At 74.7% G+C, this 18864-nt stretch carries 18 protein-coding genes; 9 read left to right on the top strand and 9 right to left on the bottom strand.

Going from position 1 to position 18864, the window contains the following annotated elements; genetic code table 11:
* Positions 1–2: 2 nt before the first annotated feature.
* Entirely contained in the window at positions 3–839 is an 837-nt protein-coding gene (locus tag ACFQ8E_RS08655) for an NAD(P)H-dependent oxidoreductase (RefSeq protein ID WP_430550165.1), read from the bottom strand.
* Between the two features lie 137 nt (positions 840–976).
* Here ACFQ8E_RS08655 and ACFQ8E_RS08650 point away from each other — a divergent pair, with 137 nt between their 5' ends.
* Genes ACFQ8E_RS08650 through ACFQ8E_RS08635 form a run of 4 tightly spaced genes read left to right on the top strand, consistent with a single transcriptional unit; the run spans position 977 to position 6054 of the window.
* Positions 977–2038: a GlxA family transcriptional regulator gene (locus ACFQ8E_RS08650; RefSeq protein WP_430550164.1), complete on the top strand. Its 1062-nt coding sequence runs from the start codon at positions 977–979 to the stop codon at positions 2036–2038.
* Positions 2039–2070: 32 nt separating this feature from the next.
* A complete protein-coding gene (locus ACFQ8E_RS08645) occupies positions 2071–3339 on the top strand; it encodes an aspartate aminotransferase family protein (protein ID WP_430550163.1) in 1269 nt (422 codons plus the stop codon).
* A 49-nt stretch (positions 3340–3388) separates the two neighbouring features.
* Positions 3389–4669: an ectoine hydrolase gene (doeA, locus tag ACFQ8E_RS08640; protein ID WP_430550162.1), complete on the top strand. Its 1281-nt coding sequence runs from the start codon at positions 3389–3391 to the stop codon at positions 4667–4669.
* Complete coding sequence (locus ACFQ8E_RS08635) at positions 4666–6054, top strand: aldehyde dehydrogenase family protein (RefSeq protein ID WP_430550161.1); 1389 nt, start codon at positions 4666–4668, stop codon at positions 6052–6054. The genes doeA and ACFQ8E_RS08635 overlap by 4 nt, the downstream gene beginning before the upstream one ends.
* A gap of 29 nt (positions 6055–6083) precedes the next feature.
* Here the strand turns inward: ACFQ8E_RS08635 and ACFQ8E_RS08630 are convergent, their stop codons facing one another.
* The 4 genes from ACFQ8E_RS08630 to ACFQ8E_RS08615 all read right to left on the bottom strand — a co-directional run bounded on the left by ACFQ8E_RS08630 (position 6084) and on the right by ACFQ8E_RS08615 (position 9901).
* Complete coding sequence (locus ACFQ8E_RS08630; protein ID WP_430550160.1) at positions 6084–7991, bottom strand: rhamnogalacturonan lyase; 1908 nt, start codon at positions 7989–7991, stop codon at positions 6084–6086.
* 114 nt (positions 7992–8105) lie between these two features.
* Complete coding sequence (locus ACFQ8E_RS08625) at positions 8106–8435, bottom strand: cupin (RefSeq protein ID WP_430550159.1); 330 nt, start codon at positions 8433–8435, stop codon at positions 8106–8108.
* A gap of 77 nt (positions 8436–8512) precedes the next feature.
* Positions 8513–9052 (bottom strand): hypothetical protein, encoded by a 540-nt coding sequence (locus ACFQ8E_RS08620; protein WP_430550158.1) that lies wholly within the window; start codon positions 9050–9052, stop codon positions 8513–8515.
* A 54-nt stretch (positions 9053–9106) separates the two neighbouring features.
* Positions 9107–9901 carry an HAD hydrolase family protein gene (locus tag ACFQ8E_RS08615; protein ID WP_430550157.1) on the bottom strand — a complete coding sequence of 265 codons (795 nt, stop codon included), beginning with the start codon at positions 9899–9901 and terminating at the stop codon, positions 9107–9109.
* A gap of 115 nt (positions 9902–10016) precedes the next feature.
* On the opposite strand from ACFQ8E_RS08615, the gene ACFQ8E_RS08610 reads away from it, so the two are divergent.
* On the top strand, positions 10017–10655 hold the full coding sequence (locus ACFQ8E_RS08610) for a maleylpyruvate isomerase family mycothiol-dependent enzyme (RefSeq protein ID WP_430550156.1): 639 nt from the start codon (positions 10017–10019) through the stop codon (positions 10653–10655).
* On the opposite strand, the gene ACFQ8E_RS08605 is transcribed toward ACFQ8E_RS08610, so the two are convergent.
* Positions 10652–11080 (bottom strand): VOC family protein, encoded by a 429-nt coding sequence (locus tag ACFQ8E_RS08605; protein ID WP_430550155.1) that lies wholly within the window; start codon positions 11078–11080, stop codon positions 10652–10654. The two genes, ACFQ8E_RS08610 and ACFQ8E_RS08605, sit on opposite strands and share 4 nt — an antisense overlap.
* Before the next feature lie 71 nt (positions 11081–11151).
* Between ACFQ8E_RS08605 and ACFQ8E_RS08600 the strand changes: the two genes are divergently transcribed.
* Entirely contained in the window at positions 11152–11739 is a 588-nt protein-coding gene (locus ACFQ8E_RS08600; protein WP_430550154.1) for a TetR/AcrR family transcriptional regulator, read from the top strand.
* Positions 11740–11763: 24 nt separating this feature from the next.
* Here ACFQ8E_RS08600 and ACFQ8E_RS08595 read toward each other — a convergent pair whose 3' ends face one another.
* From ACFQ8E_RS08595 to ACFQ8E_RS08585, 3 genes are all read right to left on the bottom strand, one after another.
* On the bottom strand, positions 11764–13380 hold the full coding sequence (locus tag ACFQ8E_RS08595) for a UxaA family hydrolase (protein ID WP_430550153.1): 1617 nt from the start codon (positions 13378–13380) through the stop codon (positions 11764–11766).
* On the bottom strand, positions 13377–14438 hold the full coding sequence (locus ACFQ8E_RS08590; RefSeq protein WP_430550152.1) for a LacI family DNA-binding transcriptional regulator: 1062 nt from the start codon (positions 14436–14438) through the stop codon (positions 13377–13379). The genes ACFQ8E_RS08595 and ACFQ8E_RS08590 overlap by 4 nt, the downstream gene beginning before the upstream one ends.
* Before the next feature lie 102 nt (positions 14439–14540).
* Positions 14541–15251, bottom strand: a complete 711-nt coding sequence (locus ACFQ8E_RS08585; RefSeq protein ID WP_430550151.1) for a rhamnogalacturonan acetylesterase — start codon at positions 15249–15251, stop codon at positions 14541–14543.
* Positions 15252–15418: 167 nt separating this feature from the next.
* Between ACFQ8E_RS08585 and ACFQ8E_RS08580 the strand changes: the two genes are divergently transcribed.
* Genes ACFQ8E_RS08580 through pntB form a run of 3 tightly spaced genes read left to right on the top strand, consistent with a single transcriptional unit; the run spans position 15419 to position 18856 of the window.
* Complete coding sequence (locus tag ACFQ8E_RS08580; protein ID WP_430550150.1) at positions 15419–15865, top strand: pyridoxamine 5'-phosphate oxidase family protein; 447 nt, start codon at positions 15419–15421, stop codon at positions 15863–15865.
* Between the two features lie 10 nt (positions 15866–15875).
* Positions 15876–17426 carry a Re/Si-specific NAD(P)(+) transhydrogenase subunit alpha gene (locus ACFQ8E_RS08575; RefSeq protein WP_430550149.1) on the top strand — a complete coding sequence of 517 codons (1551 nt, stop codon included), beginning with the start codon at positions 15876–15878 and terminating at the stop codon, positions 17424–17426.
* Positions 17423–18856 (top strand): Re/Si-specific NAD(P)(+) transhydrogenase subunit beta, encoded by a 1434-nt coding sequence (pntB, locus tag ACFQ8E_RS08570; RefSeq protein WP_430550148.1) that lies wholly within the window; start codon positions 17423–17425, stop codon positions 18854–18856. The genes ACFQ8E_RS08575 and pntB overlap by 4 nt, the downstream gene beginning before the upstream one ends.
* Positions 18857–18864 lie beyond the last annotated feature (8 nt).

Below are 18864 nucleotides of genomic sequence, written 5' to 3'. Positions count from 1 at the left end.
CCTCACGCGCGCAGGTGCACGCCCAGCCCGCGGCGGCCGGGCTCCAGCGCGTCGTGGAGCTCGCCGCGCTCGTCGTAGTCCCCGCCGTCCTGGCTCCGGTACGCCAGCACCGGGCCGTCGGGCAGGGCGAGCAGCCGCTCGCGCAGGCCGGCCGAGACGGCGGCGTAGCCCGCGTCGTCGAGGCGGTTCGCGCCGAGCACCAGCACGGGCTCCGCCACCTGCATGCCGGTGTACCAGAAGGTGCCGTGCAGCAGGGGGAACAGCGTCTCGGCCAGGTCGCCGTGCAGCCCGCGCGGCCCGAGCCCCGTGCCCGCGCCGACCGTCACCACGGCCAGCGCGCGCCGGCCCGCCAGTCCGCCGTCGCCGTACCGCCGGGTGCGCCCGGTCGCCGCGTCGCGCACGCCGTACGCGTAGCCCTGCACCAGCACCCGGTCGAGCCACCCCTTGAGGATGGCGGGGACGCCCAGCCACCACAGGGGGAACTGCAGGACCACGGTGTCGGCCCAGGCCAGCTTGTCGTGCTCGGCCTGGATGTCCGGCGCGAGCTGCCCGCGACGCAGGGCGCGCTCCGAGGCCCCCGCGACGTCGAGCCGGTCGTCCGCGGCGTCGCCGAAGTCGGCAGCCGTCACCACGGGGTCCCAGCCCATCGCGTACAGGTCGGACTGCACCACCTCGTGCCCGGCGTCCCGCAGCGCCCGGACCCCGTCGTCGCGCAGGTGCGCGGTGAGCGACCGCGGCTCGGGGTGGGCGAGCACCCACAGCACCCTCATCGGGTGGGTCGTCGCGTCCGTCCGGTCGTCCGTCCGAACGTCCGTCGCGTTCTCCATCGGGTTCTCCATCAGGACCTCCATCGCTGCTCCGTCTCGGTACGAGGTTCTCGGGAAGGGCGGCGCCCCGCCGCCCACCACGACCACGCTGCCGGTCCGCGCGCGCCTCCGGAAGTGGCCGGAGAGCCACCCTGTGCAAGGATCGAGCCATGACGACTCCGGCGAGCATCGCCCCGGCCGCACCCGGTGCGCGTCCGCACCACGTCGCGGTCCTCGTGCGCGACGGCGTGATGCCGCTGGAGCTCGGCGCCGTGCACCAGCTGTTCGGCACGGCCCGGGGTCCGGGCGGCGAGCGGCTGTACGAGGTGCGCACGTGCGCCGCGGTGCCGGGCCGGGTCCGCTCGGACGCGGACTTCGCCCTCGACGTCCCGCACGGCCCGGAGGCGCTCGTCGACGCCGACACCGTGGTGGTGCCGGCCTCGCACGCGCTGGACGACACCGGTGCGCCCGACGAGGAGGGCGTGGCCCCGGGCCAGAGCTCCCTCGCGGAGCTGCTGGGGCAGGTCCGCCCGGACGCGCGGATCGCGTCGATCTGCACCGGGGCGTTCGCGCTCGCGCGCGCCGGCCTCCTCGACGGGCGCCGGGCGACGACGCACTGGATGTCGGCCGAGCGGTTCCGGCGCGCGTTCCCGGCGGTCGAGCTGGACCCGGACGTGCTGTTCACCGAGGACGGTCGGGTCTTCACGTCGGCCGGCGAGGCGGCCGGGATCGACCTGTGCCTGCACCTGATCCGCTCCGACCACGGCGCGGCGGTCGCGAACGACGTCGCGCGCCGGACGGTCGTGCCGCCCTTCCGCGACGGCGGCCAGGCGCAGTACGTGGACGCCCCCGTGCCCGAGCCGGCGGGGGACCACACCGGCCCCGCGCGGTCGTGGGCGCTCGAGCACCTCGACGAGCCGCTCTCGCTGGACCGCCTCGCCCGGCAGTCGTCGATGAGCACCCGCACCTTCACCCGCCGGTTCCGCCGCGAGGTCGGTCTCTCGCCCGGGGAGTGGCTGCTGCAGCAGCGCCTCCTGCGGGCTCGTGACCTGCTGGAACGCTCCGACCTCCCCGTGGACGCCGTCGCCGGCCGCGCCGGGTTCGGCACGGGCGCGTCGCTGCGCCAGCACTTCGCGCGGGCGCTGGGGGTCTCGCCCGCCGCCTACCGCGCGACGTTCGGCCCCCGCCCGCGACATCAGAACGTTACGCAGGTCGTCCCGCGAGTTCCTTGACGGGGGAGGCCTCGGGCACCTACATCTGGTTGATGGAGGTCTTCGAGAAGTGGGAATCCGAGATCCGGGGGTACAGCCGCACGTATCCCACGGTGTTCGCCTCGGCGTCGAACGCGCGGCAGGTGGACGAGGTCGGCCGTAGCTACCTCGACTTCTTCGCCGGTGCGGGGGTGCTGAACTTCGGGCACAACAACCCGCGCATGAAACGGGCCATGATCGAGTTCCTCGAGGCCGACGGCGTCGCGCACAGCCTCGACATGGCGACCACCACCAAGCGGGACTTCATCTCGAAGTTCGTCTCCACGGTGCTCGAGCCGCGCGGCATGACGATGCGCTTGCAGTTCATGGGGCCGACGGGCAGCAACGCCGTCGAGGCGGCTCTCAAGCTCGCCCGCAAGGTCACCGGCCGGCGCGACGTGGTCGCCTTCACGCACGGGTTCCACGGCATGACCCTCGGGTCGCTCGCGCTCACGGGCAACGACGTCTTCCGCCGGGCCGCGGGGGTGCCGTTGGAGAACGTGCACCGGTTGCCGTTCGAGACCGCCCCCGGGGGCGGTCTCGCGTCGCTCGAGGCGTACCGGGAACAGCTGGCCGACGTGTCGAGCGGGCTGCTTCCCCCCGCCGCGTTCGTCGTCGAGACGATCCAGGCCGAGGGCGGCGTCAACGTGGCCGGCGCCGAGTGGCTGCACGCCGTGCAGCGGCTCGCCCGCGACGTCGGGGCGCTGTTCGTCATCGACGAGATCCAGGTGGGCTGCGGCCGCACCGGCAGCTACTTCAGCTTCGACGGCATGGGGCTCGACCCCGACATCGTGTGCCTCGCCAAGGGGATCGGCGGCTACGGGACGCCCCTGGCGATGAACCTCAACCGGCCCGAGCTGGACGCGCACTGGGCTCCGGGCGAGCACACGGGCACCTTCCGCGGCCAGGGCCTGTCGTTCGTGGCCGGGCGCGAGGCGCTGACCTACTTCGACGACGACGAGCTCATGAACGAGGTGCACGCCAAGGCCGAGCGCATGGTGTCCGTGCTGGACGGCCTCGCCGCCGAGGTCCCCGACCGCGGGTCCGCCGGGAAGGATCGCCGCTTCGCCGTGCGCGGCCGCGGGATGATCCAGGGCCTCGACGTGGTCGACGGCGCGTTCGCGAAGGCGGTCGCGGCGGAGTGCTTCGCCCGCGGGCTGCTCATCGGGCCGTGCGGCAGCGGCGGCCGCGTGCTCAAGCTCATCCCGCCCCTGACCATTCCCGACGATGACCTCGACGAGGGCCTGGAGATCCTCGCGGGGGCGGTGCGCGACACCCTCTAGCGCCCTCGAGCAACCTCGCCGGGGCGCGTGACAGCAGAAGGAGGCCGGCATGCGGCAGCGCGACGACATGACGTTCCCGTTCGAGGAGTACGCGAGACGCCTCGGCGACCTGCGCCGCCGCATGGCGGAGCGGATGCTGGACGCGGTGGTCATCACCGACCCCGAGAACCTCATGTACCTCACGGACTACCAGACCACGGGGTACTCCTTCTTCCAGGCGCTGGTGGTGCCGCTCGAGGACGAGCCGTTCATGATCACCCGTGCCATGGAGGAGTCGAACGTCCACGCGCGCACGTGGGTGGAGCTGACCCGCCCCTACCCGGACACCGGCGACGCGATCCAGAGCCTCGTGCAGTCCCTGCGCGAGTTCGGGCTCGACACCAAGGACGTCGGGTACGAGCGCAACAGCTACTACTTCCCGGCCTACCACCAGGACTACATCCACAACTCGTTCACCGACGGCCGCCTGCTCGACTGCTTCGGCATCGTGGAGGAGGGGCGCGTGACCAAGTCCGACGCCGAGATCGCGGTCATGCGGCGAGCCGCGCGCGCCACGGAGGTCGGGATGGCGGCGGGCATCGAGGCGGTCGCCGCCGGCGTGACCGAGAACGAGATCGCGGCGGAGATCGCGTCGGCGATGTTCCGCTCCGGCGGCGAGTTCCCCGCGGTGATGCCGTACGTCACCTCGGGGCCGCGGAGCATGATCGGCCACGCGACCTGGGAGGGTCGCACCGTGCAGCCGGGGGAGCACGTCTTCCTCGAGGTGGGCGGCTGCTTCCGGCGCTACCACACCGCGATGATGCGCACCGTGGTGCTCGACGACCTCTCGCGCAGCATGCTGGTGGCGCAGGAGCGGATGAAGCTGGCGCTCGCGGAGGTCAAGGCGGCCATCCGGCCCGGGCTCACCGTGTCCGACGCCGACAACATCGTGCGGAACATCATCTCGGACAACGGCGTCGGGGCGCGGCTGGTGACCCGGTCGGGGTACTCGATCGGCATCGCGTTCCCACCCAGCTGGGACGAGGGCTACATCGTCAGCCTCAACCAGGGCGACCCGCGCGTGCTGCGCGAGGGGATGACGTTCCACATCATCCCGTGGATGTGGGGGGTCGACGGCGACAAGACCGTCGGCATCTCCGACACGGTGCGGGTGACCGCCGACGGGTGCGAGTCGTTCTTCACCCTGGGCGAGGACTTCACCTGCAAGCCCGAGCACGCCGCCGCGGATGGCGGACGGATCGGCGGCGAACCGTCGGACGGCGGTTCCCTCGCGCTCGTGCCGGGCCCGGCCACCGACGGCATGGACGCGACGGAGGAGGAGACCGCATGACGATGCTGATCGCGACGGACCCGAGCACGGGCGAGACGGTCCGCGAGGTCCCGGCGGCGACGCCGGGGGAGGTGGACGCCACCCTGGCGGCCGCCGAGGCGGCGCGGGCCGCGTGGCGGGACCGTGGGCTCGACGGGCGCGCCGAGGTGATGCACGCGGTGGCGGCCGACCTGCGCGCCCGCGCCGACGAGCTGGCCCCCCTGATGACGCAGGAGATGGGCAAGCCGATCACCGAGGCGCTCGGCGAGGTCGAGAAGGCGGCCTGGTGCGCCGAGCACTACGCCGAGCACGCGGCGGCGTACCTGGCGACCGAGGAGATCGCCTCCGACGCGACGCGCAGCTACGTGCAGCACCTGCCGCTGGGCACGGTGCTCGGCGTCCTGCCGTGGAACGCGCCCTTTTGGCTGGCCCTGCGCTTCGCGGCGCCGGCCCTCATGGCGGGCAACACGGGCGTGCTCAAGCACGACCCGCACGTGCCCGGCTGCGCGGAGGCGATCGGCGAGGTCTTCGCACGGGCGCTGTCGGCGTCGGGCGCGCCGCGGGGGGTGTTCCTCAACCTGCCGCTGGAGACCGCGGACGTCGCCGCCGTCATCCGCGACCCGCGCGTGCAGGCGGTGTCGTTCACCGGGTCGTCGCGCGGCGGCGCGGCGGTGGCGAGCGTCGCGGCGGCCGAGATCAAGCCCGCCGTGCTGGAGCTGGGCGGCTCCGACCCGTGCGTCGTGCTCGCCGACGCCGACCTGGACGCCGCGGCCGACACCATCGCCCTGTCGCGGATCATCAACGCCGGCCAGTCGTGCATCGCAGCGAAGCGGGTCATCGTGGAGGACGCCGTGCACGGCGCCCTGGTCGACCGGCTCCGGGACCGCCTCGCCGCGCTGAAGGTCGGCGACCCGCGCGACCCCGCCACGCAGGTGGGGCCGATCGCCCGTGCCGACCTGCGCGAGAACCTGCACCGCCAGGTCACCCGCACGGTGCAGGCGGGGGCGCGGCTGCTGCTCGGCGGCGAGCTGCCCGACGGCCCGGGCTGGTTCTACCCGCCCACGCTGCTCGACGACGTCACCGACGACATGACCGCCGCCTGCGAGGAGACATTCGGCCCGGTCATGGCGGTGATGCGGGCGGCGGACGCCGACGAGGCGCTCGAGACGGCGAACCGCACCGAGTACGGCCTCGCGGCGAGCGTCTGGACGACGCCCGAGCGTGGCGAGGCGATGGCCCCCCATATCGCTGCCGGGCAGGTCTCGGTGAACGGCATCGTCAAGACCGACCCCCGGCTGCCGAGCGGCGGGGTGAAGCGCTCCGGCTACGGGCGCGAGCTCGGCCCGCACGGCATCAAGGAGTTCGTCAACGTGCAGCAGGTGTGGGTCGGCCCGCGCCAGGGCTGAGGCCTGGCGCGGGCCGACCGGTCACCGCGTCAGTCCACCGTGGCGAAGCTGGGGTGCGGCGGCTGGTTGTACGCCGTGTTCTGCCACGCGACGGCCAACCGGTACTGCCGGTCCTCCATGAGGGACGGGTGGGCGATGTCGGTCGGGATGTCCGTGGAGTAGATCCGCAGCGCGCTGGAGTCGGTCGTGCGGAAGACGACCTCCTCGCGCCAGTCGCCGAGGATGTCGGCCTGGAGCGCCGGCGTCGCCTTGGTGCCGTTGTTCGACGCGACCCCCTCGCCCGTGAGGAGGCGGGTGTCGCCGCTCGCGCCGTACTTGTCGATGTGGGTGTCGTCCAGCAGCTCGCGCTGCCCGTCGCCGTCCCACCAGATCACGAAGTTGGTGGAGCCGGGCTTACGACCCACCTCGGAGCCGTCCGTCGCGCTGCGCAGGCCGGAGACCTTGGACGACCACACCTCCGCCCCGGGGTTGTCGGCGGTGATGTCCGCGGCCACGCCGCGGCCGTTGTCGGAGCCGGCGGCCGGCGCGCTGGAGAGGATCCTGCCGGTGGCGGCGTCGGCCACCCAGTGCGCCGGGTCGCTGCCCGACTCCGAGGGCTTGAACACCTCGAGCCCGGGGTTCGACGGCACCAGGTCGCTCACGTGGTACGCGTCGCCGTGGTGGGTGCCGTTCTGCCACAGCCCGTACCCGTTGTCGTCGATCGCCATCGAGCCGTAGAGGATCTCGTCGCGCCCGTCGTCGTCCACGTCGGCGATCGACAGCTGGTGGTTGCCGCGGCCCGTCCAGTCGGGCCCGTTGGTCGACGAGCTCGAGTCGAACGTCCAGCGGCGGGTGAGCGCGCCGTCGCGGAAGTCCCACGCGGACACGGCGGTCTTGGCGTAGTAGCCGCGCCCCATGACGATGCTCGGCCGGGACCCGTCGAGGTACGCCGTGCCCGCGAGGAAGCGGTCCACCCGGTTGCCGTACGTGTCGCCCCAGTCGCCGACGTTGCCGCGGGCGGGGCGGAAGTCGACGGTGTCGAGCTCGGCGCCGTCGGTGCCCCGGAAGACCGACAGGAACTCGGGGCCGCTGAGCACGTAGCCGCTCGAGTTGCGGTGGTCGGCGTCGCCGTCCCCGATCACCTGGCCCGTGCCGGAGACGGTGCCGTCGCCGGTCTTCACCGCGACCTCCGCGGCACCGTCGCCGTCGTAGTCGTACACCTGGAACTGCGTGTAGTGCGCCCCGGCGCGGATGTTGCGGCCGAGATCGACGCGCCACAGCCGTTCGCCGTCGAGCTCGTAGGCGTCGAGGTAGACGTTGCCCGTGACGCCGGACTGCGAGTTGTCCTTGGCGTTGCTCGGGTCCCACTTCAGGACGATCTCGTACTCGCCGTCGCCGTCGAGGTCGCCCACCGAGGCGTCGTTCGCGGAGTACGTGTAGCCGCTGCCGGCGGGTGGGACGTCGAGCGGGACGTCGAGAGAGCTCGCCTGCGCGCCCGCCACGGGCGCGAGGGTCAGGGACTCGCCGGCGACCTGTCCGGCGGCTCCCTCGGCGGACGGGTCGTCGGACCGTGCGGCCGCGGCGCGCGCCGCTCCGTCGCCGACGGCGACCACGGCATAGCGGGCGTCGGCGGGGGCGCCGCGGTCGAGGAACGACGTCGCGCCGGTGACGGCCGGCCCGGGCACCCGGACGCCGTCGCGGTAGACGTGGAACGCGGCGTCGTCGCCGTCGGCCGTCAGGAGGCGCCAGCTCACGCGGTTGCCGTCGGCGGTGGGCGTGCTGATCACCGCCCGGCCGCCGGGGGACGCGTCGGCGGACGCGGTCGGCGTCGTGGGCGCCGCGGCGGACCGCTCGCCCCCGGCGGCGAGGGCGGGGGCGGCGAGGGCGAGCGCGCAGAGCGCTCCCGCCGCGGCGGTGAGGGTGGTGGTGACTGTGGTCGTGCGGAGTGTCGGCAGCATCATTGCTCCGTTCCGGTTGAGACGATTCACACCGTTCGCGACCGAGGTTGCCAGAAACCGGTTGCTCGCGTCACCCCCGGGTCTCACCAGATGGGACGGGGTGACGACGGGGCCTCAGGGCTTGGGGATGCTCGTGACCGTCGTGAGCAGGAAGACCGAGTCCTCGAGCGCGCTGACGGCGTGCCGCTCGTGCGTCAGCACCCGCAGCTGCCCGGCGCGCACCTCGTCGTCCCCGTCGAGCGCGGTCACGCGCACGCGCCCGTGCAGCACCAGGACGGACGCGGCCGGCGGGGAGTTGTGCTCGCCCAGCTCGATCCCCTCGACCAGCGCCAGGATCGTCTGTCGCAGCGGGCCGTCGTGCACGACGACCTCGGCGCTGCGTCCGTTCTCGGCTGCGCGGGCCTTGTCGAGGTGGGTCGTGGTGAGGTCGTCCAGGTCGGCCATCAGGGGCTCCGTCCGTCGGTCGGCACGCGGACCGCGTCGTCAGGGCCCGCCGACCTCACCGTACCCGGGGAGCGCGGTCAGCCGCCGCCCGTCCAGAGCGCCTCGGCGATCATGTCGCCGGCCCCGTCGCCGCCGGCGAACAGGCTGATCAGGTGCTCTCCGGCCGGGCCCGACAACCGCACCCGCCACCAGCCGTCCCCGAGCTCTGCGGCCGAGGCCTCGACCGCGCCCTCGACGGTGCGGACCGCGTCCCCCTCGACCTCCGTCACCGTGAGCTCGACGTCACCGTCGAGGGGGACGTGCACGAACAGCTCGGTGGCGTCGCCCACCGCCGGCGGGTGCTCGTCGAACCCGTCGGCGCAGCCCTGGTCGGCGCAGAAGGTGAACGGGTGGAGCAGCAGCGCCCGGTCGCCGTACCGCACCTCGAACGGCCGCGGCTGCTCGATCCCCTCGGCGTCCGGGGGCCACAGTCCGTGCGTCGCCGTCGCGGTGGGGGACGGGACTCCCGACGGCGGCGCGCCGGGCGCCCCGCCCGGCGCGCACGCCACGAGCGCGCCCGTCAGCAGGGCGGTGGTCAGTGCGACGAGCGCCAGGGTCCGCGGTGCAGTGCTCCTCATGTCCTCCCCGTGTCGCGACGGCACGCGACCTTGCGGCGCGGGGCGGTGACGACCTCAGACGTGGGCGGTCGTGAGCCCCAGCCGGGCGAACGCCTCCGCGACGCCGCCGCGTGCCGGGCCCGGCACGACGAGGTCCGCCTCGGCGAGCACCGCCTCCGGCGCGCCCTCGACGGCGACGGCCGTGCCCGCGTACTGGAGCATCTCGACGTCGTTGTACCCGTCGCCGACGCCGACGGCCTGCGCGGCGGTGAGCCCCAGGTGCTCCATCACGGCGGCCATCCCGACGGCCTTGTGCACCCCGGCCAGGTGGATCTCCCCGGCGTTGTCGCCCGTGTCCGCGTAGGACGAGGGGAGGATGCCGACCTCGGGGCCGAGCTCGGCGCGCAGCGCCGCGATCGGCACGCGGGAGTCGAAGTAGCTGATCTTCGCGTACCGGACGCCCGCGAGGTCGCCGGGCATCCGCAGCACGTCGAGGATCTCGTGGGGTGCCGCGTCCCCGCGGACCGCGAGCCGGGCGTCGAGCCCGACGGGGCCGTACACGGCCTCCGGCGCCTCCAGCAGGTACGCGACGTCGTGGGCGTCGAGCACGTGCCGCACGCGCGTCGCGAGGTCGTCGGGGAAGCGGAGGTCGGCCACGACCTCGCCGTCGAGCCGGACGAACGCCCCCGCCGTCGCCACGACGCCGTCGAACCCTGCCGCGAGGAGCGACGGCGGCAGCATCGACTCCGGGCGGCCCGTGCACAGCAGCACCCGGTGGCCGGCGCGCCGTGCGGCGCGCACGGCCTCCTCGTGCGCGGGCGGCACCGTGCCGTGGTCCGCGTAGGTGCCGTCCACGTCCAGGAACGCCACGCGCGCCCCGTCACTCTTCGAACCCGACACGGGTGCAGTCCTCCAGGCATTCGGCGTCGTCGTGGGCACCGTCGAGCCTAACCGCGGCGTGGGTGCCCCGTGGTTGGCTGGCGACGTGACGACGAGCACCGAGCGCGCCCGGACCTGGTCGATGATCCACGCGGAGCGTGCGGCGCTCGCCGACGAGCTCGGAGGGCTCGACGACGCGGCGTGGGTCGCGCCGTCGCTGTGCGGGGAGTGGTCCGTGCAGGACGTCGTCGCCCACCTCACGGCGGGCGCGAGCACCGGCCGGTGGGCGTGGCTGCGCAGCATCGCCGGGGCGCGCTTCGACGCCGGCGTGCACAACGACCGCCGGCTGGCGGAGCACCGGGGGGCCACGCCGGCCGAGACCCTCGCACGGTTCCGTGCCGTCACGACCAGCACCGTCGCGCCGAGCGGGCACACGGCCGCGTGGCTGGGCGAGGTCGTGGTGCACGGCCAGGACGTGCGCACGCCGCTCGGCCTGCCGCGCGCTCCGTCCCTCGCCGCGACCACCGCGGTGGCCCGCTTCTTCGTGGGCAGAGACTTCACGGTCCCGGGCCGGTCCGTGGCGCGCGGGCTGCGGCTCGAGGCGACCGACGGGCCGTTCGCGCACGGCGACGGACCGCCGGTCCGCGGCACCACCCTGGCGCTTGTGATGGCGCTGGCGGGCCGGCCGGCGTTCTGCGACCAGCTGACGGGCGAGGGGTTGCCGCGGGTGCGGGAGCGGGTCTAGGCGCCCGGGTCCTCGGCGCCCGCCCCGGCGTAGAGGGCGGCGAACTCCCCCGAGGGCGGGATCGGGGTGACGACGTCGACGAGCGCGCCGTCGGGCCCGGCCACGATGAAGTGCCGCTGGCCGAACTCCTCGTCGCGCAGCGGCAGCAGCACGTCGTGCCCGCCCGTCGCGAGGACGCGGGCGTGCACGGCGTCGACGTCGTCCACCTCGACGGTGACGAGCACGCCCGCCGCTCGCGTGCCGCGGGCCCGCTCGGGGACGGTCCCGTGGTCCGCGTCGACGACGGCGAGCTCCGCAGCGCCGGAGCGCAGGCTGACGTACCAGTCCGAGGAGAACGTCGGGGTCATCCCCAGCAGGTCGGCGTAGAAGCGCGCGGCGCTCGGGACGTCCGAGACGGCGAGGACGGGGTACAGGCTGGTGATCATGACGACTCCCGGGGCAGATACATACGGCGTGTACGTATATATACATTCACGGTGTCGGTAACCTGTCAACCATGCCGAGGAGATCCAGGGCCGAGAGCGAGGCGACGGCGGCCTCGATCCTCGCCGCCGCGCGCGGGCTGTACGCGGAGCGGGGGTACGCCGCCGTGGCCGTCGAGGAGGTCGCCGCCGCGTGCGGCGTCACCCGCGGGGCCGTCTACCACCACTACGGCAGCCGCGCCGGGCTGTTCGCCGCCGTGCACGCGGACGTGACCCGCGGCGTCGGCGCCGGGATCGAGCGCGCGACCGACGGTCTGAGCGACCCGTGGGAGAGCCTCGAGGCGGGCTGCCGCGCGTTCCTCGCGGCGGTCGTCGCCGACGACGCGCGGCAGGTCGTGCTGGTCGACGGGCCCGCCGTGCTCGGGTGGGCGCGCTGGCGCGAGGACGACGCCGCCAGCTCGGGACGGCTGCTGGACGAGGTGCTCGGCGAGCTCGCGGACGCCGGCCGCGTGCGCGCCCCCGAGGTCCCCGCCACGTCGGCCCTGCTGTCCGGGGCCATGAACGAGGCGGCCCTGTGGGTGGCCGCCTCGCCCGACCGCGACCGCGCTCTCGACCAGGCGTGGGCGGCGCTGCGCCGCCTGCTGCGGGGGATCGAGGCCTGAGGGATCGGGACGGTCAGCGCCGCGTCACGTGACCGCGCCGAGCTGCCAGGGCACGAACTCGTCGGCCCCCAGGTCGAGCTCCTCCGAGACGGTCTGCTCGCCGGACGCGACGGCGAGGATCTTCTCGAACAGCTCCTCGCCCACCTCCTCGACGGTCAGCCCGGTCTCGACGATCCGGCCGGCGTCGAGGTCCATGTCCTCGCTCATGCGGCGGTAGGTGTCGGAGTTGGTCGCGACCTTGATCGACGGGGACGGCTTGCAGCCCAGCACCGACCCCCGGCCGGTCGTGAAGACGACGACGTTCGCGCCGCCCGCGACGATGCCGGTCACGGACACCGGGTCGTACCCGGGGGTGTCCATGAAGGTCATGCCGCGCTCGGTGACGGGTTCGGCGTACTCGTGCACGGCGACGAGGTCGGCGGTGCCGGCCTTGGCGACCGCGCCGAGCGACTTCTCGAGGATGGTCGTCAGCCCGCCCGCCTTGTTGCCGGGCGACGGGTTGTTGTCGAGGGTGCCGCCCCCGGCCGCCGCGTAGCCCTGCCACCAGTCGAGGCGGTCGAGCAGCCGCTGGCCCACCTCGCGCGAGACGGCGCGGCGCAGCAGCAGGTGCTCCGCGCCGAACACCTCGGGCGTCTCGGCGAGGATCGACGTGCCGCCCTGCGCGACGAGCAGGTCGGAGGCGTGGCCGAGCGCCGGGTTGGCCGTGATCCCGGAGAAGCCGTCGGAGCCGCCGCAGTTGAGCCCCAGCACCAGCTCCGAGGCCGGTGCCTCCTCGCGCCGCAGCGCGTCGATCGTGGGCAGCATCTCGGTGACGGCGGCGACTCCGGCGCGCACGGTGGCACGGATGCCGCCGGTGTCCTGGATCGTCAGCGTGCGCACGGGCAGGTCCGCGCGCAGCTCCAGACCGTCGAGCACGGAGGCGGCGGGCAGCATCTCGCACCCGAGCCCGACGACCAGCAGCCCGGCCATGTTCGCGTGCGACGCGTACCCGCGCAGCGTGCGCAGGGTGACCTGCGCGCCCTCCGACGTCGGGACCAGGCCGCAACCGGTGTCGTGCGTGAGCGCGACGACGCCGTCGACGTGGGGATAGGCGTCGAGCACCGGACCGCGGAACTGGTCGGCGATCATCCGGGCGGTCGAGGCCGAGCAGTTCACCGACGTGAGGATGCCGACGTAGTTGCGGGTGCCCCAGCGGCCGTCCGAGCGGCGGTAGCCCTGGAACGTGCGGCGCGTCGTGGGCTCGGGGAGCGTCGTGCGCGCGGTGCCGAACTCGTACTCGCGGGCGCCGTCGTCCATGCCCAGGTTGTGCGTGTGCACGTGGTCGCCCGGCGCGACGTCCTTCTTCGCCCGACCGATGGACTGGCCGTACTTGCGCACCTCCGTGCCCGCCGCGACGGGGCGGACGGCGAGCTTGTGGCCCCGCGGCAGGGTCGAGCGGGTGGTCGCCTCGGCGCCGTCGGGCAGGCGCACGGTGGTGCCGGCGGGCACCTGGCGCGTCGTGACGGCGACGTCGTCGGCCGGGCGCAGCAGCAGCGCGACGTCGGCGAGGTCGACGACACCGGGCAGGGGCGGCTCGGCCGTCGCGCCGGGCGCGGGGGTCGCCGCGAGCGGCAGCAGCGGGTGGTGCGGGGCGGTGCTCATCGGATCGCGACCTCGGGATCTGTGGTGGAGGGGAGGGGGGCAGCCGTGCCAGGGGGGACGTGGGCGACGGATGTCGCCGGCGCGGTGGACGCGCGCACCACGAGCTCGACGGGCAGGCGGCGGTGCTCGGGCGCGACCCGTTCCGTCGGCACCCTGCCGCCGGCCAGCAGGTCGACCGCGACCCGTCCGGCGCGGGCCAGGGGCACGGCGACGGTGGTCAGGGCGGGCGTCACGAGCGACGCGGCGGCGACGTCGTCGAACCCGACGACCGACACGTCGGCGGGCGTGGCCACCCCGCGCGCGTGCAGCCGGGCCAGGACGCCCAGCGCGACGAGGTCGTTGAAGCACAGCACCGCCGTGGCGCCGGCGGCGAGCGCGAGGTCCGCGGCCTGGACACCGCCCCCGTGCGTGGGCCGGAAGCTGCCGAGGTCGAGCACCGCGTCGCCGGTCGTGCCCGTCGAGAGCGTGGCGAGCGCCGTCCGGCGCTCGGCGTCCGACCACGAGGTGCGCGGGCCGCCGGCGTAGGCGACGACGTCGTGCCCGAGCGCGCGCAGGTGGTCCACCGCCTGGCGCACCCCGTCGGCGATGTCGAAGGAGACCGAGGGGGTGTCGGGCGCCTCGCGGTTGACGAGCGCGACCGGCCCGCCCGCCGACGCCAGGAGCGGGCCGAGGCGGTCGTGCGGCAGGCGGGGGGAGCAGAGGACGAGGCCGTCCACCCGGTCGCCGAGCCGCGCGATGACGTCGGGCTCGACGGTGACGTCCTCGTCGGTGTCGGCCACGAGGACCTCGCGGCCCGTCTCGCGCGCCCGCGCCTGCACGCCCTTGGCGACCGCGGCGAAGAACGGGTTGGCCAGGTCCGGCACGACCAGGCCGACCGTGCCGGTGCTCCCGGTCGTCAGCGCGCGGGCCGCGGGGTGGGGCCGGTAGCCGAGCGACTCCGCGGCGCGGGCCACCTGTGCGCGGTTGGCCGCCGACACGTGGGGTGCGTCGCTCATCGCGCGCGACGCGGTGGCGAGCGAGACGCCTGCGGCGCGCGCGACGTCGCGGAGCGTGACCACGCGGACCTCCCTGCACGCCGTCGACGGTGGAGCATGTACTGGAACCGGTTCCAGTTCGTTCCACAGCCTACCTGCTGCCCGACCCTCCGGGTACCCGCGGGGTCAGGCCGGCTCGTCGTCGAGCCAGCGGAACCAGACGTCGGGCACGTCCTCGTCCAGCCGGCGCACCTCGCCGGCGGCGAGCACGCCCGCGGTGAGGAGGCCGGTGGCGACGAGCCGGGCGACGGCCCCCGCTCCCGGCGGGTTGAAGTGCGTGTCGTCGCGGCGCCCGTCGTCGGCGTGGAAGAAATAGTGCAGCGTGCGCTCGGGCCCGAGGTCGTGCCACAGCGCGAGCGAGTCGCGCTGGACGTCCACGAGCGGCACGTCCTCGCGCGCGGCGAGGGCGCGCATCGCGTCGGGGTACTCGCCGTGGGCGGGCACCGCGCGGCCCGCGTCGTCGAACCGGCGCCGCTCGACCGACGTCGCGAGCACGGGCCGCGCGCCCGCGGCGCGCGCGACGTCGACGAACCGGGCGAGGTGATCGGTGTAGGACGTCCACGGCTCGGTGTGCCGCTCGGGGTCCTCGACCTTCGCGTCGTTGTGGCCGAACTGGATCACCAGGACGTCGCCCGCCCGCAGGTCGCGGGCCACGGCGTCGAGCCGCCCCTGGGTGACGAAGCTGCGGGTGCTGCGGCCGTTGCGCGCGTGGTTGGCGACGGCGACGGCGTCGTCGAGGTAGTACGGCAGGGCCATCCCCCAGCCGGTCTCGGGTGCGGCGGCACGGCTCTTCGGGCCGGCGGTGGAGTCGCCGGCGAGGTGGACGGTGCGGGGCATGCGGGTCCTCCGGAGGTGGGCTGGGACGGGAGCGGGCAAGCGCTTGCCGGTCACCCTAGCGGCGGCACGGACGACAAGACCGCGTGCATCCGCGCACGTCCAGGGCGTAGCGTCGGCGCCGAGCGACCGCAAGTGCCGTGCGTCACGAAGTCCGCGAGGAGTCAACGATGCCCCGTCCGCCGTTCCCGGCCCCCGTGCTCGACCTGTTGCGCCGCCCCCAGCCCGCCGTGATCGGCGTCGTCCGGCCCGACGGCAGCCCCGTCACCGCGGCGACGTGGTACCTGCTCGAGGAGGACGGCGCGGACGGCTGGCACGTGCTGGTGAACCTCGACGCGACGCGCAAGCGGGTGCAGCACCTGCACGCGAACCCGCACGTGAGCCTCACCGTGCTGGACGACGACTGGTACACGCACGCCACGCTGCTCGGCCGCGTCACCGCGTGGCGCGACGACGTCGACCTCGCCGACACCGACCGCATCGCGCGCCACTACACCGGCGACCCGTACAAGGTGCGCGACCGTGCCCGCGTGACCGCCGTCGTCGAGGTCGACCGCTGGACGGCGTGGGGCAGCCTGCGCGGCGCTCTCGACACCTCGTCGGACACCGCCCGCTGAGGGGACGGCCATGCGTATCGGTGCTCCTCGCGCGGCCGGCGCGGACCCGCGACTCGTCGCCGTCACCCCGGACGCCGCCCGCCGCCTCGTCGGCCTCGGGCACGACGTCGTGGTCGAGCCCGGGGTCGGGGACGGCGCGCGCCTGCCCGCGCACGACTACGTCGCGGCGGGCGCCCGCGTCGCCGACCGGGCCGACGTGTGGTCGGCCGACGTCGTGGTCACCCTGCACCCGCCGGGCCTCGCGGAGCTCGACCTGATGCGGCCGGGCGCGACGCTCGTCGCCCAGCTCGCGCCCGCGGCGAGCCCCGACCTGCTGGACGCGATCGCCGCGCGCGGCGTGACCGCGCTGGCCCTCGACGCGGTGCCTCGGATCTCGCGCGCGCAGGCCCTCGACGTGCTGTCGGCGCTGTCCAACGTGGCCGGGTACCGCGCGGTGGTCGAGGCGGCCGAGGAGTTCGGCGGCATGTTCGCCGGCCAGGTGACGGCCGCGGGCAGCACCCCGCCCGCGCGGGTGTTCGTCATCGGCGCCGGCGTGGCGGGGCTGGCGGCGATCGGCACCGCCGTGAGCCTGGGCGCCGAGGTGCACGCCTTCGACGTGCGGCCCGAGGCGGCCGAGCAGATCGAGTCGCTCGGCGCCCGGGTCGTGCGCGCGGACGACGCCGTCCAGCAGGTCAGCGCCGACGGGTACGCGAGCGCGCAGAGCGCCGACCAGGAGGCGGCCGCCCTGCGCGCGTACGCGGAGCAGTCCGCGCAGGCGGACGTCGTCGTCACGACCGCCCTCGTGCGCGGCACGGCGCCGACGACGATCACGCGCGCGATGCTCGACGCGATGCGCCCCGGGTCGGTGGTCGTGGACCTGGCCGCGCCCGGCGGCGGCAACTGCGAGGCGACGGTGCCGGGGCAGCGGGTGGTCACCGGCCGCGGCGTCGTCGTGCTCGGGTACACCGACCTGGCCGCGCGCCTGCCGCAGCACAGCTCGCGGCTGCTCGGCACCGTGGTGGTCAACCTGCTCACGCTCCTGACGCCGGGCAAGGACGGGTGCCTCGTCCTCGACCTCGACGACCCCGTGGTCCGCGGGATGACCGTGACGCACGAGGGCCAGGTGACCTGGCCGCCCCCGCCCGTCGCGGTGTCCGCGGCACCCTCGCCCGCCCCGACGCCCGCACCACCCGAGCCGGCCGCCGTCGACCCCGGGGCGGAGCGCCGTCGCCGCGCGACGCGCCGCGCGGTGCTGGGCGCCCTCGGCGCCGTCGCCGCGGGCCTGCTGATCGCCGTCTCGCCGCCGGACGCCGTCGGGCACTACACGGTGTTCGCGCTCGCCGTGGTGGTCGGCTTCTACGTGATCTCGAACGTCACGCACGCCCTGCACACGCCGCTCATGGCCCAGACCAACGCGATCAGCGGCATCATCATGGTCGGCGCGCTGCTGCAGATCGGCGACTCCTCGCCCCTGGTCACGACGCTCGCCGTCGTGGCCGCGGCGCTCGCGAGCGTCAACGTGTTCGGCGGGTTCCTCGTGACGAACCGGATGCTGGGCATGTTCCGGCGGGAGGCGCCATGACGGTGACGTCGGTCGCGCAGGCCGCGTACGTGATCGCGGCGCTGCTGTTCGTGCTGTCGCTGGCGGGGCTGTCGGCGCAGGAGTCCGCGCGGCGCGGCACTGTGCTCGGGATGCTCGGCATGGGGCTCGCGATCGTCGCCACCGTCGCGCTGGCGCTCGACCGGTCGCAGCGCCCGTGGCCCGTGACGGCCGGCCTGATCCTGCTGGTGCTGGTCGTGGGCGCGGCCGTGGGGTCGTGGCGGGCCCGGCGCGTCGAGATGACGCAGATGCCGGAGCTCATCGCGCTGCTGCACTCGTTCGTCGGGCTGTCGGCCGTGCTGGTCGGCTACGGCTCGTTCCTCGCCGAGCCCGCGGGTGCGGCGGCCGCGGGCGGCGACACCGTGCACCGCGTCGAGGTGTTCCTCGGCGTGCTCATCGGCGCGGTGACGTTCACGGGGTCGGTCGTGGCGTTCGGCAAGCTGTCGGGGCGGCTGCCCTCGGCGCCGCTCACGCTGCCCGGGCGGCACGCGCTCAACCTGCTGGCGCTGGTCGCGTCCGCCGGCCTGCTGGCCTGGTTCGTCACCGCCGACGACGTCGGGTCCGCGCTCCTGCCCCTGCTGCTCATGACGCTCGTCGCGTTCGCGCTCGGGTGGCACCTCGTCGCCGCGATCGGCGGCGGGGACATGCCGGTCGTGGTGTCGATGCTCAACTCGTACTCCGGCTGGGCCGCCGCGGCCGCCGGGTTCACCCTCGGCAACGACCTGCTCATCGTCACCGGCGCCCTGGTCGGGGCCTCCGGCGCGATCCTCAGCTACCTCATGTGCCGGGCGATGAACCGGTCGTTCTGGTCCGTCGTGCTCGGCGGCTTCGGCGCGGGCGCTGCTGGCGAAACGACGGGCGGCCCCGGTGGCGGCACGCAGGAGGCGGGGGAGGTGCGCGAGACGTCGCCCGACGAGGTGGCCGCGCTGCTCACCGCGGCGCGGTCGGTCGTCGTCGTGCCCGGGTACGGGATGGCGGTGGCCAAGGCGCAGCACCCGGTGGCGGACCTCGCCGAGCGGCTGCGGGCGCGCGGCGTGACCGTCCGGTTCGGCGTGCACCCCGTGGCGGGGCGGCTGCCCGGCCACATGAACGTGCTGCTGGCGGAGGCGCGCGTGCCCTACGACGTCGTGCTCGAGATGGACGAGGTCAACCCGGACCTGCCCGGCACCGACGTCGTGCTCGTCATCGGCGCCAACGACACCGTGAACCCGGCGGCGCAGGACGACCCGTCGTCACCCATCGCGGGCATGCCCGTCATCGAGGCGTGGAAGGCGCGCGACGTCGTGGTCTTCAAGCGGTCGCTCGCGACCGGCTACGCGGGCGTGCAGAACCCGCTGTTCTTCCGGGAGAACACCCGGATGCTCTTCGGCGACGCCAGGGAGCAGGTGGACAAGATCGTCCAGGCTCTCTGACGCCGCCG

This window comes from Isoptericola sp. NPDC056573, from assembly GCF_042793335.1.
Lineage (GTDB): Bacteria > Actinomycetota > Actinomycetes > Actinomycetales > Cellulomonadaceae > Isoptericola.
The sequence above is the reverse complement of the archived record's forward strand: the minus strand, read 5'-3'. Positions and strand labels throughout refer to the sequence as shown.

Coding starts and splice junctions, on each gene's coding strand:
- ACFQ8E_RS08655 (WP_430550165.1), bottom strand. CDS start 839: ATGGAGAACCCGATGGAGAACGCGACGGACGTTCGGACGGACGACCGG.
- ACFQ8E_RS08650 (WP_430550164.1), top strand. CDS start 977: ATGACGACTCCGGCGAGCATCGCCCCGGCCGCACCCGGTGCGCGTCCG.
- ACFQ8E_RS08645 (WP_430550163.1), top strand. CDS start 2,071: ATGGAGGTCTTCGAGAAGTGGGAATCCGAGATCCGGGGGTACAGCCGC.
- doeA (WP_430550162.1), top strand. CDS start 3,389: ATGCGGCAGCGCGACGACATGACGTTCCCGTTCGAGGAGTACGCGAGA.
- ACFQ8E_RS08635 (WP_430550161.1), top strand. CDS start 4,666: ATGACGATGCTGATCGCGACGGACCCGAGCACGGGCGAGACGGTCCGC.
- ACFQ8E_RS08630 (WP_430550160.1), bottom strand. CDS start 7,991: ATGCTGCCGACACTCCGCACGACCACAGTCACCACCACCCTCACCGCC.
- ACFQ8E_RS08625 (WP_430550159.1), bottom strand. CDS start 8,435: ATGGCCGACCTGGACGACCTCACCACGACCCACCTCGACAAGGCCCGC.
- ACFQ8E_RS08620 (WP_430550158.1), bottom strand. CDS start 9,052: ATGAGGAGCACTGCACCGCGGACCCTGGCGCTCGTCGCACTGACCACC.
- ACFQ8E_RS08605 (WP_430550155.1), bottom strand. CDS start 11,080: ATGATCACCAGCCTGTACCCCGTCCTCGCCGTCTCGGACGTCCCGAGC.
- ACFQ8E_RS08600 (WP_430550154.1), top strand. CDS start 11,152: ATGCCGAGGAGATCCAGGGCCGAGAGCGAGGCGACGGCGGCCTCGATC.
- ACFQ8E_RS08595 (WP_430550153.1), bottom strand. CDS start 13,380: ATGAGCACCGCCCCGCACCACCCGCTGCTGCCGCTCGCGGCGACCCCC.
- ACFQ8E_RS08585 (WP_430550151.1), bottom strand. CDS start 15,251: ATGCCCCGCACCGTCCACCTCGCCGGCGACTCCACCGCCGGCCCGAAG.
- ACFQ8E_RS08580 (WP_430550150.1), top strand. CDS start 15,419: ATGCCCCGTCCGCCGTTCCCGGCCCCCGTGCTCGACCTGTTGCGCCGC.
- ACFQ8E_RS08575 (WP_430550149.1), top strand. CDS start 15,876: ATGCGTATCGGTGCTCCTCGCGCGGCCGGCGCGGACCCGCGACTCGTC.
- pntB (WP_430550148.1), top strand. CDS start 17,423: ATGACGGTGACGTCGGTCGCGCAGGCCGCGTACGTGATCGCGGCGCTG.